General features: G+C 50.6%; 13 protein-coding genes. 4 read left to right on the top strand and 9 right to left on the bottom strand.

The window, feature by feature from the left end; translation table 11 throughout:
• Positions 1-59: 59 nt before the first annotated feature.
• From glpD to V7723_RS00315, 9 genes are all read right to left on the bottom strand, one after another.
• Entirely contained in the window at positions 60-1,556 is a 1,497-nt protein-coding gene (glpD, locus tag V7723_RS00275; protein WP_335682400.1) for a glycerol-3-phosphate dehydrogenase, read from the bottom strand.
• 115 nt (positions 1,557-1,671) lie between these two features.
• Positions 1,672-2,616: a PspA/IM30 family protein gene (locus V7723_RS00280; RefSeq protein WP_335682401.1), complete on the bottom strand. Its 945-nt coding sequence runs from the start codon at positions 2,614-2,616 to the stop codon at positions 1,672-1,674.
• Complete coding sequence (locus V7723_RS00285) at positions 2,613-3,602, bottom strand: vWA domain-containing protein (RefSeq protein WP_335682402.1); 990 nt, start codon at positions 3,600-3,602, stop codon at positions 2,613-2,615. The genes V7723_RS00280 and V7723_RS00285 overlap by 4 nt, the downstream gene beginning before the upstream one ends.
• 88 nt (positions 3,603-3,690) lie before the next feature.
• Positions 3,691-4,449, bottom strand: a complete 759-nt coding sequence (locus V7723_RS00290) for a MotA/TolQ/ExbB proton channel family protein (protein ID WP_335682403.1) — start codon at positions 4,447-4,449, stop codon at positions 3,691-3,693.
• Positions 4,450-4,602 (bottom strand): hypothetical protein, encoded by a 153-nt coding sequence (locus V7723_RS00295; protein WP_335682404.1) that lies wholly within the window; start codon positions 4,600-4,602, stop codon positions 4,450-4,452.
• Between the two features lie 9 nt (positions 4,603-4,611).
• The gene (locus V7723_RS00300) at positions 4,612-6,606 is read right to left on the bottom strand and encodes an SUMF1/EgtB/PvdO family nonheme iron enzyme (RefSeq protein WP_335682405.1); all 1,995 of its coding nucleotides are present in this window, start codon (positions 6,604-6,606) and stop codon (positions 4,612-4,614) included.
• Positions 6,593-8,032, bottom strand: coding sequence for a hypothetical protein (locus V7723_RS00305; protein WP_335682406.1), 1,440 nt, complete (start codon positions 8,030-8,032; stop codon positions 6,593-6,595). Before V7723_RS00305 ends, V7723_RS00300 begins: the two co-directional genes overlap by 14 nt.
• Before the next feature lie 16 nt (positions 8,033-8,048).
• Complete coding sequence (locus V7723_RS00310; protein ID WP_335682407.1) at positions 8,049-9,287, bottom strand: hypothetical protein; 1,239 nt, start codon at positions 9,285-9,287, stop codon at positions 8,049-8,051.
• Between the two features lie 36 nt (positions 9,288-9,323).
• Positions 9,324-9,977 carry a hypothetical protein gene (locus V7723_RS00315; protein WP_335682408.1) on the bottom strand — a complete coding sequence of 218 codons (654 nt, stop codon included), beginning with the start codon at positions 9,975-9,977 and terminating at the stop codon, positions 9,324-9,326.
• Positions 9,978-10,223: 246 nt separating this feature from the next.
• On the opposite strand from V7723_RS00315, the gene V7723_RS00320 reads away from it, so the two are divergent.
• The 4 genes from V7723_RS00320 to V7723_RS00335 all read left to right on the top strand — a co-directional run bounded on the left by V7723_RS00320 (position 10,224) and on the right by V7723_RS00335 (position 15,115).
• Entirely contained in the window at positions 10,224-12,002 is a 1,779-nt protein-coding gene (locus V7723_RS00320) for an IlvD/Edd family dehydratase (RefSeq protein WP_335682409.1), read from the top strand.
• 168 nt (positions 12,003-12,170) lie between these two features.
• Positions 12,171-12,677, top strand: a complete 507-nt coding sequence (locus tag V7723_RS00325; protein WP_335682410.1) for a TRAP transporter small permease subunit — start codon at positions 12,171-12,173, stop codon at positions 12,675-12,677.
• Positions 12,677-13,999, top strand: coding sequence for a TRAP transporter large permease (locus V7723_RS00330; RefSeq protein ID WP_335682411.1), 1,323 nt, complete (start codon positions 12,677-12,679; stop codon positions 13,997-13,999). The genes V7723_RS00325 and V7723_RS00330 overlap by 1 nt, the downstream gene beginning before the upstream one ends.
• A gap of 72 nt (positions 14,000-14,071) precedes the next feature.
• The gene (locus tag V7723_RS00335; protein ID WP_335682412.1) at positions 14,072-15,115 is read left to right on the top strand and encodes a TRAP transporter substrate-binding protein; all 1,044 of its coding nucleotides are present in this window, start codon (positions 14,072-14,074) and stop codon (positions 15,113-15,115) included.
• Positions 15,116-15,161: the final 46 nt, after the last annotated feature.

Below are 15,161 nucleotides of genomic sequence, written 5' to 3' on the forward strand. Positions count from 1 at the left end.
CGCAAAACGATGGCCCATCCTATTCTCCTGGTAAACATCCAGACTAGCTACGACTGATCTCACCCGCACGCTGACATCCAGTCATTTAACGCGGTGAATAAAGCCTCATCAGCTTCAATGCCAAGTTTTGTCCGCCGCCATAAAATATCATCTGCGGTGCGGGCCCACTCCTTCTCCATCAGATAGCTAACTTCACGCTCTGTGAGGCCTTGTCCGAAATCTATACCCAGCTCCGAAAGTGTCGTGGCATCAGCCAAGAGATCATAAATCTGAGTGCCATAAGCGCGGATCATTCGTTTCGCCTGCTCTGGCTCAAGAAACGGATACTTTTTTTGCACATCAATCAAAAGTCCGACGAAACCGTCAATAGGGAAATCCCCACCCGGAAGGCTTGCCTGTTTTGTCCAGGCCGGTCCGCGCGCTTGTAAGTTTGCCTCAATCATCTCAAGCACCGCTTCGGCCAAAACGCGGTACGTGGTGATCTTCCCACCAAAAACATTTAGTAGGGGAGCGGCATCCGCTGCACCGTCTTGTCGTAAAACATAATCTCGTGTCGCTTCTTGCGCCGTTGATGCGCCGTCATCGAAAAGCGGCCTGACACCAGAATAAGTCCAAACGACGTCTTCATCGCGCACTGGTTTTTCAAAATATTCACTCGCCGCAGAACAGAGGTAGGAAATTTCCTCCGCCGTGATGGCGACGTCAGCAGCATCGCCGACATAATCCTGATCCGTGGTTCCGATCAACGTGTATTTATGCTCATAAGGAATGGCGAAAATTATACGGTCATCACTGTTTTGAAAAATATAGCACCGATCATGATCAAAAATCTTGGGAACAATGATATGGCTACCTTGGACAAGTCGCACATTCTTGCTGTTTGAACTTTTAACCGCCCCAACCAGAACCTCGTCCACCCAAGGGCCTGCCGCATTGATCAGCAACTCTGCGGTCCTGACGATGACATCCCCGGTTTGCATGTCTTCCGTCGTAATATGCCAAACCTTGCCTTTGCGCTCTGCCGAAACACATTTCGTTCGGGTTTCAATTTTGGCCCCACGCAGCGCTGCATCCTGTGCATTCAGCACGACCAGTCGCGAGTCATTGACCCAACAGTCAGAGTACTCAAATCCCTTCGAAAAGAGCGGCTTCAACGGCTTACCAACAACATTTGTTGTCAAATCAAGGGTTGTCGTCGCCGGCAGTTTTTTACGGCCGCCTATATAATCATAGATATACAATCCGAGGCGGAGCAACCATGCAGGTCGCAGTCCGCGGTGATGAGGAAGAACAAACCGCAAAGGCCAGATGATGTGCGGTGCGTTGGCCCATAATATTTCGCGCTCTGAAAGGGCTTTTTTCACAAGCCGAAATTCGTAATGCTCCAGATATCGGAGCCCGCCATGAATGAGTTTGGTCGAGCCAGACGACGTCCCGCTGGCAAGGTCCGACATTTCACACAGGCCGACAGAATAGCCCCGACCAGCCGCGTCGCGCGCGATCCCGCAGCCATTAATACCGCCGCCAATAATAAAGACGTCGAAATCCGCCGACATGCCAAAAACTCCTGAGCTTCGAAAGCACAATTGCGCATTTTCGAAGTAATTTGAACCTATAATTTCATTATATGAATATTAAACGAAAATCAAAGGAAATAAGACTTCAATTGTTCTATCGTGGTAAAGCGATAAACGTACCGCCATTTCGCTTCGTCACTTCGCGCATTAGAATGCCGAAACGATTTGTCGCCCCGGGAGAAATAAAGCCAATTGCATGAATCTTGGCCAACGGCTTTCCGGTATTCCTGTTTGTGTTCTCTCGCTCCAGCTCGTTAATAACCTGATTGTAGGAAGATCCGGTATAATCATCACCGAAAATGTAAATGGATAGACTGATCCCAGGCCGCGCATAGCGTTTTAACGCCAGTCGCAAGCCTTCAACAGGGCTACTGTTGGACGTGCTGCTCCAGCCACTAAAGGCCTTGAAAATGGCTCGGCGCCGACCCGGTGTATCGGCAATCCACTTCCCAGCGTAAGCCGAGATCAAATGAATGCCATTGTCATTGATGATTTGAAATCCCTTCACTTGCGGATGGATCTCCAACACATTCTGCATTTCCCGGCTTACCCGGTTCCAGATGGCTTTCATGCTACCTGACGTATCGACAATAAACAGGATGTAATCACTGTCCGTGGGAATGCCGCCGACTTCCTCATCACGAATTTCTGACGAAGACTGCGTGATGCTGGATTTCTTTTGCGCGGCCGCAACCCTGGCCAATCCTTCAAGATCATCCGTCGTCATTTTGCTTTCAGATTTTTTAACGTCGAGCTCTTTCTCCAGTGCAACCGACTGACTTTTTTCCTGACCGAGGCGGGCTTTCAAGGTTTCCAGCGCCGATTGACTAACTGCCAATTGCGTGTCGAGTTCCTCAACGGCTTGTTCCGTGGTAATCATTTGCCGAAGAAGATCCTTGGCCGCGTCCAAGCTCGAAGTCCCCACGTCGACCGATGTCTTGGAAATCAAAACAAGGAGAACCACGGCCCCGAAACCGCAGGAAATCAGATCCAGAAAAGACAGGCTGAAGATTTCGAAGGGTCTGTTTCGGCGTTTCATGGCCAGCTCTCCGCTGGTGAAATAAGCAGGCCACCCGTCGAATACGTCCAGCGCCAAAATTCCGGTGCGGCTTGCGGGTCTCCCTCCAAAGGCAACAAAATGACATTTACTGGCTGGCCTTTTCGTGGTGCCGTCTCGTTTATTGTATGGCGAAACAATTTTACGCGGCACTCACCGCTTATATTGTTGGCTTTTCCCAACAATGAATTGCAGGAAGAAAAAGGATTTAAACTGGCGTAGTTTGATGTTCCTTTGGTCGGCAAGCCATCCGTGACAATATAATAATTTGTCGGCGAAGGTGACAGGCTTGCTGCGGTTTTCAAACCCTGCTGCAAATTCGTCGCCGTCGTTGGTACCAGCGCATTCAATGAGCTCATAACCTGAGTAATAGCCGAGGGATCCGTCGCAGAGAACCAGTTTTGCGGTCCGATTTTTTCCGCCTTTTCACTGAACCCGATGACCATGGCTTCTGAATCTTTTGGTAACCGCGCCAGCAACCATTCAACAATCCGTTTCGTCCGCAACCATTTCGGACCTTTTTTCTTATCGCCATCCGATCGTGATTTCCGGACAATGATATCAATCAGTTTTTCATCGGTCATCGAGGCGCTTGTATCCACCAACAGAACAATTCGCCGCCCCTCGACTTTCAGCCCTAACAGATAATTTTCCTCCTGGCCTTTGTCGGCCTGAATAACATCTTCTTTTTGCGCAGGCGGCGCATTCTCAATTTCTGTCTTTAAGCTTTGAAGCTGTTCTTGCTGTTTTTTTGCGATCTGCGTTATGGCAGCGATCTGTTCGGCAATTCGCGTATTATCGGCTCCCTCGCTATTAATGCTCTTCTTTATGGCCGCCTCTTGTTTGCGAACAACGGCAAGCGTGGATTGAAGTTCCTGTTCCATTTGTTGCAGACGCGATAAATCGGACTTTAACACATCTGTCTCGATGGGCGCCGGATCCGGTTGATGTTTTAAAAGGATGAGCACCAGAATCACTGCTCCCAGACCGCACGACATAATGTCGAGAAAGGCCAGATTGAAGCCCTCAGTTTTTCGCTGCCGTTTCAGAATGCACCTATTTACTTATCCGATTGAGCAAAAACTTCTCGCAGTAGGCCTGTGTTTCAATAATCTGACCATCCTGAAGCCGCTGCAATTGATGCAACAAAAACATCAGGAAAATGCTAATGATCAACGCCACCAACGTCGAATTAAAAGCCACGCCAAGACTATTGGTCATGCCTGATATATCCCCGGCAAGGGCCTGATCCGCCTGTGACAAGGCCTGGCCGATACCACGGACTGTGCCAATAAATCCAATGGACGGGATGGCCCAGATCAAATAACGGATCATCGAGTTCTCCGCCTCTTGCCGAACCGCAAGCGCATCGACACTGGTTTCAATGGCGTCTGATGTATTCTGTACATCATCTGTAATCAAGTAACGGCGTATACTAGAGATCAGGGTTTGAATGAGAGGCGTGCTCTTGATTTTGTCGGGAAGCTCTTCGATGCGGTCGACAGTGGTCGCCAGATCCATTTCCTCGCCTTCACTGTTTCCTTCAAGCAAGTCTACTTTGTACAGATATCCGCTTTTGACGATACTTATACATTTTGACCCGATCAGAAAAACACCCCAGAACATCAATATAAGACAGATCTCCTGTTCCCAATCTTTCAGAATTACCACCAGATCCCTGGGGGCCGATGTTCCGGCCAGCCGGGAGGCTTCTAAAACTTGTGCGGCTTCCGGTCTTATATATCCCTGATACACCAGATGTACCGCAATGATCGCCAATACCAAGGCACTTGTATTCTTAATGAAGTCCCGCATCTAAATATCCACCGGAAAGGAAACGGGCGTCGTCAAGTCCAGCACTTTTCCACCGGATTGCGCCAGCGCGTAATGCAAACTGACGGTACTAATGCCCGCAAGCGATAGAAACAGAACCAATAGCGAAAGCCTGGATTTTTTTAGGAAACGCATATTCACTCCTTACAAGTAACGGCCAATACGGAAACCAACATTTTTACGGCCTTCATCCCCGGCATCCCGATAGGAAGGCCGAAGCTCCGTGAGAGTACCGGATTGCCAATTCGATCCTTTGATAACATGTTTATCACCAGAGAGCCCGCCCAGTGGGTTTTTAAAAGTCTCTCCCTTTGCGGGAGGTGTTAAAGAATAATAATCATTCACCCATTCACTGACATTTCCAAAAAGATCATTCAATCCGGACTGATCTGCGTCGAAACTGCCTACGGGCGCCAAGCCTGCAAAGCTATCATCGTAATCGGGCACATAAAACCTCGTTTTTCCTCTCGCAGACTCGTCAGCTATATTTCCGGATCCCGTGGGAATGACGGGATCGTTCCCCCAAGGAAACCGTGTTTCTACCTGTCTGCCAGCTTTACGTGCCAACCACTCCCATTCCGCCTCGCTCAACAGACGATAGCCATTCGCAGACGCCGTATATCCGGCAAATCTGTTGCCGGAGAATTTGTAAAACGGTTTCAAGCCTTCCTGCACACTCAACCAGTTACAAAATTGAGCGGCTTCCAGCCAGGAAACATTGGTGACCGGTATATTCTGAGCGGCAACAGACGCGCTTGGCTTGAAGGCGGCAAACTGCCGTTGTGTCACCTCGCGGCGGGACGCATAGAAGTACCGGTCCAAGGTAACCTGTTTTACAAACTCATTCGCCCGCTGGCCTGTTTCGTGGCGCGGTGCGCCCATGACGAAAGCTGTGGGTTTGAAAAGCTTCATTTGCATGCCAACAGCGTTGACATAAGTCTTTTTGGCTTCCGATTTTTTCGCCGCCTCAATAGTCAGGAGATCTGCATTCCAGCGGACATCGCGGGCCGCTGACGGCGTGACCTTCTTCTCTTGCAGGCGATACCCCTCTCTGACAAGCTGGACACGATGCGGAATAGCTTGCAGGCGAAGGTTCACCGGCGTTTCGCCAACGGGTTGACCATTGACGATCACAACGGCCGATGGCGTGGATGAGATTGTCACATTTCCGATCTCTGTTTTCAAAGCGAAGACCAGCGCTTCCGTTGTGCCAGACGCCACTTTGACAGACTTCTCCTGCCCAAAAAACCCGGGTTTCACATATTTAACGTCATAGGACCGGGAGGGCGCCACCGAGATTTTGGTATTATGTTTGACCGGCTTCCCGTTCAGGGTCAATTGCCCCCCTTTTGGCGTGATATCTATGGTGACGTAGGCGGGCTCGATTTTTAAGCGATACTTTCGGCTAACCGTCTCATCTTTGTTGGTAACTTCCAGTAGCTCTTCGGTCGTCGCATACCCGTCTTTGCGAATTACGAATTGGTGCTTGCCGCCGGATAGTTCGGAAATGAGCGGGCTTTTCCCGGCGGATATACCATCAACTTCGATAAGTGCATCGCCTGGTATTGTTTCGATTTTTAACGGTACGGTGAGTTCTCTCATAGCCACTATTTGTTGAACGACTTCTCCGCGGCCGACGTCAATATCCAGGCTTTCCTTAAGATAATATTTTGGATCAACCGAGATGGTATAGCGTCCCGCCTCGATTGTCAGATCAAGATCCTTGGAAAGACTCACCGGTTTGCCATCAACGAACCATTCAGCCGCAGGGTTTTCTTTGTCCGTCGTCAGAATAATCTGGCCCGGCAGCGGAACCAGTTCAATGATCTGTTGCGTCCCTTCTTGCTCCGCCGTGATTACCCGTTCATCGACCGCAAACCCTTGCGCTGCCGTTTTGATTTTCGGGTTTCGCGAAAGGGAGAACAAGGTGCCGTCAACGATCATGGCCATCCCGTTTATCACTTCAAGTTCGGCCGTCGCCTCAATTTCAGCTGGCGCCACACGGATTGGCGTTCCTTTGACAAACAGAGTAAAGCCGCCCACGGACACAACCAGAAGAATGATCACCAAAAGGGAAAAGAAGAAAATCCGATGCTGACGGGCAGCCGCCCGTTTCAGCTCTTGATTAAATTCGCTCATCAGGAATTACTCTCACCTCTACTAACACATCCGTTGGCTTAATCTCGACTTCGACTATTTTCGCTTTAAAGCCGTCGCGGCGCCCCTCGAACAAATAGGTACCCGGTTTTAATTCTATACGATAACGATCCACGGATCCGATTTGCCCGACACCGCGAACAAAGACATTGGCCAGTTTGTCCGAGATCACGATAATACCTATCGGCCGGTTTTGATCAATGATGGCTTGTTCCAAATCGACGATTTCGCGGGCCAGCGCCGGGCTTAACGATGCCAGCACCTTGGCCTCAGCGATGGTGGCGGTTGCTTTTGCCGAAACCTGCTCATTGGATAATCGCCCCGGATCTCGATTATAAGCCTGGATTTCATATAAACTTGCCAGAATGTCCGATGATATTGTCAGTCCGGCGTTGGCTTCTGCATTGTCCGATTTAAGGGCGGTCGCCTGGGCGAAATTCTCATTGGCCTGTTTCCAGTTATCCTGCTCAATTGCCGCATTCCCTTTTTTCAGGAACCCGTGAAAGGCGATATCTGTTTTCAAGAAAATCACCTTGCTTTCAAGAGCTGCCGTTTCCGCATTTGATGGGTAAATCTTACGGGCCTGTTGGGCCGCCGCGTCCAGATTTTTTAAATCGCGTTTTTTAAAAGCAGCAAGACCTGTTGTAATGGCCGTCTCGTAACGCTGGTCTTTCCACTGCTGGTCTATTTGCGCGACGCGCTCCCCATACACCACCCGCGCTGGATCCAGCTTAAAGATTTCTTCTGAAAGCCGGCGTTCTTCGGCGACGTTGTTTTCCACCTTCGCCACATTATTCAGTTTAATAAGGTCCAAAACAGACTGTAGTTTTTCTACTGTCTCCGAAAACTGCATAGCTTCCTCGGATGCCTTATAGGAAAGCGCCTGAGCTATATATATTTTCGCTTCGGCGACGGCATCCGCGTCATAAGCCACACGGGCCTTTTTGAGGCTTTCCTGATACGCCGCTTCGAACCCCTGGATCGCCAACCCACCGTCTTCTAAAAGCCGGTTGAGAGCGAGGAGCGCTGTTTCATAATTTCCGGACGCAAATTCAGTTGTCGCCGTTTCCTTGCTATTGGCAAGGCGGGTTTGCAAGGCAGCATCCCAATTGGCAAATTCAGCCGTGGCAACCACCGCTTCATGTTCCTTTTCATATTTCGCCAGTCCCGCAACGAAGTCACGCCGCTGTGCTTCGGGGTCCGCTGTTGTTTTCCCGGGAAGAGCGACGGTCGCGCTGACCGGATCTTCCACTGCGGAGATATCTGCTGCTTGCTTCTGCCAGAACCCGCCTATGGAAATAATCATAAACAAGGCGCTGGCCAACAGGATAACGGCGATAACCAGGCTATAGATAATCAGCCGCTGCCGACTCCCATCCTCCGCCCGCTGCAGTTTTTCGTTCAGCATCTACCTTAAACTCAAGTTACAGTTTCTTCGCAGGCGTGCGTTCGGCGTCATACATGCGTTTCAAGAAAGCTCGCCATTGCGCAAATTGCTCTGCCGCATCCCCCGTGATTTCTTCGGTCGTTTCATCAAACTCGACAACTTGCGGGCCCATTTCGATATCAATGGACTGGCCCAGTTCTTCCAATGTGTCCTTATGGAATTCGGCTTCCTTGCTCGTCTGGAAACTATCTGCAATCAGAGCCACACCACCAACGCCGGCAATGATCGCCCCCGTATTCGCCGCCGCACTTGTCCCAGCGGACCCTGTATTGGCCCCAGCAGCTGCGGCCGCAATGGCAAGGCCGAAGGCCAGCACTCCCAAAACCGCTTTACCCATGGCTTCATATTCAGCTTCTCGTTGGGCTTTGACTTCCTGCAGGCTTTGTTCCTGCCAGAGAGCGTAACTCTCCTCCATTTTCACATTGAATTCTTCATAATGGGTCTGCAAACCATCGACAAACAGCTGATCGCGGATACGGACAGCGCGGATCCGTTGCAGCATGGGATCGGCATCACTTGGCAGGCTGGTGAGTTTAATTTCGTCGCCGTCAACTTCCAGATATTCCGCAAAGGCTTCTTCGGAAAAATTGGCCGCAAAGCGGATTTCCGCTAAAGACTGAAGCTGTTCAAGCTCGGCGAAGTCATAATCTTCCAATTCTTCAACAAGTTCTTCCGCCGCCTCGTCAAAAACCGGCTGGTAAGGGTCTAGCCCCTTGTTGCGAATATTCTTGTGGAATTGATCAGAAACCTCATGGTCATATCGTTCCTCATACCAGAGCTCCCCGGATATATCCGAAACCTGGATGGAAATCGCTACTTCTTCACCATTGGACTCGTCAATTCGGCCAACAACATATAAATCACCGGTTGCCGTCGTATCCGGTGTCACCCTCACGGCACCAAAGGCTCCGGTTCGTTCCAACGCTTCTTTAAGCTTCACAGCAAAGCGATTTGCCTCGGCGCGTCGTAGCTCCGGCCAGATACCCTCGTCTTCATAATCATTTACGTCTTCAGGCAATCCCGGATCAAATACCGGCACAACAATATCCAGTTTAGGACCTTGATACTGAGCCGCCGCAACCTCCGCTGCTTGCTGAGAATTATCCGCGACAGTCGAGGAAAATCCAGGCCCGACATTTGTCGAGGTTTGCGGGGTCGCGCAACTCGCCAAGGCAAAAGAGCAGCATGCCAACCAGGTAATCGCTTTTTTCAGCATCCTAAGGATCCTCCTCTCTTTTCCATTCATCTTCCCCTACTTTAACGGCAAACCTTTATATTTTCGATACTCATTCCAAAGTTTTGCTTTCGTCTCCGGATCTGTTTCCTTTTCCGCGGCTTCACGGATTTTGGCTTCCAGCAAGCTATCGTTATTAGAGGCCGGTATATCATCGGGTGTTTTGCCATTTTGCAAGACAATTGTCGCCTGACCATTTTCATTGGGCGCTTCTGGTTCTGTTGTCGATTTTTGATCCTGCTGCAGGTCCCCCTGCAGAGCGCCTTCCAGCTTTTCCGCCTCACTCTGTTTTTGGCTACCGGAAATACCGGAGGACGCCGTTGCGCCGGCAGAGATGGTCTCCGCGGACGTTGATCCCGCGCCGGATCCTGTCCCAGTACCGGAAATAGAGCCAGAAGCACCGCTACTACCGCCGCCACCTTGCGCGCCACTGTCAGATGCCTCATCGGAAGAGTTCTCTTGCTCCGTCAGGCAGCTGTCAAATTTATTGAGCGAGTCATAAAACGCTCGCTCCATGGCACTCGCCTGCTCCTGCGCCGTTAACGTCGAATTATCTGTATAGTCAATGGCAATATCCGTGCAATCGCTTCGCTGCTCGGCAGAGGCCGGTGCGGCGAGCAAAACGGGTAGCAAAAGTCCCGAAATAACCGTGATTTTTGCGCGCGTCAGCAAATTAGTTGATCTCCAAATAACTCTAAAAAATTAATTACCTAAAAATAGTATCGTTCAATAAACTAAGGCAAAAACACTCATTTGCAAAATATTCAAACAATTTTCTATTTATCGATCTCTCTTGCCACCTTTGCGTAGGCCAATAAGATTACTTGCTAATTTGGCTTTTCAGAACCAAAATTCATCGAATTGATTGCCCGGTTTCAGGATCAACCGCCCGACAAAAGACTAAAAGGACATTTACGAATGGCTAATAATAAATCCGGCTCAAAAAAATTTCGCAGCCAACTGTGGTTTGATAACGCAGACGATATTGGCATGACCTCCATGTATCTGGAGCGGTACTTTAATTTTGGACTGACCCCGGAAGAATTACAATCTGGCCGACCAATTGTTGGCATCGCTCAATCGGGCTCCGAGCTGTCGCCGTGTAACTATATCCACACCCAGATTGTCGATCGTATTCGCGACGGTATTCGCGATGCCGGCGGTATTCCGCTGGTCTTTCCGACGCATCCAATTCAGGAAACCGGGCGACGCCCAACAGCTGCACTGGACCGCAACCTCGCCTATCTTGGATTGGTGGAAATCCTGCATGGCTACCCCTTTGACGGTGTTGTTCTGACCACTGGTTGCGATAAAACCACACCGGCAGCGATCATGGCCGCGGCCACCGTAGATATCCCTGCTATCGTGCTATCGGGCGGCCCCATGCTGGATGCCTATTGGCGTGACCGTCTTTCTGGATCTGGCACCACCCATTGGGAAGCCCGCAAACTGCATGCGACCGGTGAAATTGGTGATGAAGATTATATCGGCATGGCCCTGAGCCAGGTACCGAGTACCGGCCATTGCAATTCCATGGGGACCGCTTTGACCATGAACAGCCTGGCAGAAACACTTGGCCTTTCGCTTAAAGGCTGCGCCAGTATCCCAGCGCCGTATACAGAGCGCGCGGCCATGGCTTATCGGACCGGGAAAACGGCTGTGCAAATGGTGTTCGATGATCTGCAGCCATCGAAGATCCTGACACGCGCCGCCTTCGAAAATGCTATTGCGGTCAATACGCTTCTGGGAGGCTCGACAAATGCCCAGGTTCATATCAATGCCATTGCCCGGCATATCGGCCTGGATATTACCGTCGATGATTGGGAAACTTACGGATATGACTTGCCGTTGCTGGTCAATCTTCAGCCCGCGGGTGAATTTCTTGGCGAAGCCTTCCACCGCGCCGGCGGCGTCCCGGCGGTTTTGTGGGAGCTGCAACAACTGGGTAAACTAAACGCTGACGCCCTGACCTGCGACGGTGGTACTATCGGGGCGCGGTCGACAGAAACCCGTGATCGCCGCGTCATATTCTCTGCGGACGCCCCCATGAAGAAACAAGCCGGGTTTCTGTCCATGAGCGGTAATTTGTTTGACTCCGCTATTTTGAAGACATCCGTGATCGACGCAGATTTCAGCAAGCGATTTTTGGAACATCCCGACCATCCGGGGAAATTCGAAGGCCGCGCCATCGTATTTGAAGGATCGGCAGATTATCATTCCCGGATTAACGATCCTGATCTCAATATTGACGAAACCTGTATTCTTGTTATTCGGCAAACTGGACCCGTGGGGTGGCCGGGCTCTGCAGAAGTCGTCAATATGCAGCCGCCGGATCATTTGCTGAAACGTGGCATATCTTCACTTCCAACTATGGGAGATGGACGTCAAAGCGGCACATCCGGTAGCCCGTCCATACTCCATATCACACCGGAGTCTGCAGTTGGTGGACCGCTCGCGCTGCTGCAAAATAATGACATAATCTGTGTCGACATCCCAAACCGACATGTTGATTTGAAAGTTAGCGATGCCGAGATGGCGGAACGACGGGAAAACTGGCTGCCGGAAGATCTCGATACCCAGACCCCATGGCAGCAGATTTACCGCGACAATGTCGGGCCGCTCTCCACTGGCGCCTGTTTCGAAATGGCAGTTAAATTCGGAGATGTCGGCACAAAAGTGCCAAAACACAATCATTAACAACGAACGCCCGGCCATTCACCTGGTCCAGGTCCATTTCCTTGTTTTCATTCAAGTAAAATCAAGTTATCGTCGATTGTGAGGGGCCTCTCGTCACACGGATATTTGCGAATTATTTGTGGCCGCTTGCATTTTGATCTCTGATGTCTCTCGTCAACAAGGAATTCAATGCCTCGAGTAATACGCAGATATGTTCGCATTGTCGACGCCGTGAACCGTCGCATTGGCCGGATCATGATGTACGGAATTTTCGTCATGGTGGCGATCCTGCTCTGGTCCTCCTTCTCAAAAACTTTCACGCTCCCTTCCCTCTGGACGTTGGAAATAGCGCAATTCGCCATGGTGACTTATTACATCCTGGGGGGCCCCTATTCCATCCAGCTCGGATCCAATGTCAGGATGGATTTATTCTACGGTGAATGGTCCATTCGCCGAAAGGCCCAAGTCGATGCGATCACCATCTTCCTGCTGATCTTCTATTTGGGTGTCCTGCTCTATGGCGCCATCGACAGCACCACCTATTCCTTGCAATATTGGGAAAGAAGCTCAACCGCCTGGCGGCCCTATATGTGGCCCATAAAAATTATCATGTGCGTCGGATTTTTCCTGATGTTATTGCAAGCCATATCGGAATTCTTCAAGGATATTGCGACAATCAAGGGGCTTGAGCTTTAATGTCTTATGAGCTGATCGCCCTTTTAATGTTCTCGTCCATGATGCTGATGCTCATGACGGGACAACGCGTTTTTGGTGCCATTGGCGCGGTGGCTGCTTTGTCCGCCGTGCTTTTATGGGGTACGGGCGGCTCGGATATTCCGTTTTCTTCCGCCATGAAGCTCATGAAATGGTACCCGCTCCTGACGTTGCCGATGTTTATTTTCATGGGATATGTATTGTCGGAATCCAAAATTGCTGATGATCTGTACAAAATGTTCCATGTGTGGATGGGTCCGATCAATGGCGGATTGGCCATTGGTACAATTGGATTGATGGTTCTCGTCTCCGCCATGAACGGCTTATCTGTCGCGGGAATGGCCATTGGTGCCACCATTGCCCTACCGGAGCTGCTGCGTCGGGGGTATGACAAACGGATGGTTACAGGGGTCGTGCAGGCGGGGTCGTCGCTGGGCATATTGGTGCCGCCCTCCGTTGTGCTTGTTCTATATGCAATGATTGCGCGCCAACCCGTGGGTCAGTTGTGGCTCGCCGGCGTCATTCCCGGTTTGATGATGGCGGCCATGTTTATTCTCTACATTGCAATCCGTTGTCGCCTGCAACCGGAACTGGGTCCGGCACTGGACAAAAGTGAACGTCAGGTACCCTTGTCGGAGAAACTCCGGCTGCTTCGTGCAGGCCTCCTGCCCCTCGCTATTTTTGCCGTCATGATGGTCCCGTTCGTCAATGGCTGGACGAGTTTGGTTGAAAGTTCCGCCATCGGGGCGATGGCTGCTTTCGTTGCGGCCATCCTCAAAGGGCGTATGACAAAAGACGTTTTCGAAGTCTCGGTTCGACAAACGCTGGCGATCTCCTGCATGTTTATGTGGATTATTCTGGCAGCGCTCGGGTTTGGAGCGGTTTTCGATGGTCTGGGCGCCGTTCGCGCCATCGAGAACCTGTTTACTAATCAACTCGGACTCAACCCTTGGGTTATCTTGATTATCATGCAGCTGTCGTTTTTGGTGATGGGAACTTTCCTCGACGATACGGCCATGCTGGTTATTGTCGCACCGCTTTATGTGCCCCTTGTCCATGCCTTGGGATTTGATCTGATCTGGTATGGGATCCTCTATACGATCACCACGCAAATTGCCTATATGACCCCGCCGTTTGGATATAATCTGTTCCTGATGCGGGCAATGGCACCGCCAGAAATTTCATTACGGGATATCTATGGATCTATCGCACCCTTTGTCGGCGTCATGCTGCTCGCCTTAACCTTGGTAATGGTGTTTCCAGAAATAGCCTTGTGGCTTCCGCAATATGTGTACGCAAAATAACAAGAACTCCCAAAGGAGCGAAAATTAAGAAGATAACAATATCTAAAACTAACCGACCAAAGGAGATAAGTCATGACGACGAGACGTAAATTCCTGACCACTGCCGCAGTTGCCGCACCGATTGCCGCAGCATCGACTTTTGCGACACCGGCAATCGCACAATCGAAAATTCGCTGGCGGTTGCAAACATATGCAGGCCCGGCGCTCGGCGAACATGTGATCAAACCCGCAATCGACAGCTTTAACAAAATCGCCGGCGATGAAATGGAAATCGAACTGTTCTTCGCCGATCAGCTGGTCCCAACGGGAGAATTATTCCGCGCCATGCAAAAAGGCACGATCGACGCTGTCCAATCCGATGATGACAGTATGGCGTCGCCGACAGAAGTCACCGTATTTGGCGGATATTTCCCGTTTGCCAGCCGCTACTCACTCGATATCCCCGTGCTTTTCAACCAGTATGGTCTCAATGAAATCTGGGATTCCGAATATTCCAAACTGGGCGTCAAACATCTGTCAGCCGGGGCCTGGGATCCCTGTCATTTTGCCACCAAAGATCCAATTAATAGTCTTGCGGACCTGAAAGGTAAGCGGGTCTTCACTTTCCCGACTGCGGGACGGTTTTTGAGCCAATTCGGGGTTGTTCCCGTCACCCTGCCTTGGGAAGATATTGAAGTCGCTGTTCAAACTGGCGAACTCGACGGTATCGCCTGGTCCGGCATCACCGAGGATTACACAGTCGGTTGGGCTGATGTCACCAACTATTTCCTGACGAACAATATTTCCGGGGCCTGGGCCGGATCCTTCTTTGCCAACATGGATCGCTATAATGAACTGCCCAATCATTTGAAAGAGCTCTTGAAACTCACAATGGACAGCTCCCACTATTACCGTCAGTGGTGGTATTGGGGCGGCGAAGCTAACCTTCGTGTTAATGGCACAAAGATGAAACTTACAACCATTCCCGATGAAGAATGGGCACAGGTTGAGACTGCCGCCTGGAAATTCTGGGACGAAATCGCTCAAGAATCCGAGACCAAGGCGAAAGTCGTCGAAATCTTCAAGCAATATAATACAGAAATGCAAAAAGCCGGACGGCCGTACCGTTACAGCTAATCAAATCGGGATGCGCCTTATGCGCATCCCTTTTATCTCATTTACC

The sequence above is a fragment of the Sneathiella sp. genome (assembly GCF_036960985.1).
In the GTDB taxonomy this organism is placed as follows: Bacteria; Pseudomonadota; Alphaproteobacteria; order Sneathiellales; family Sneathiellaceae; genus Sneathiella.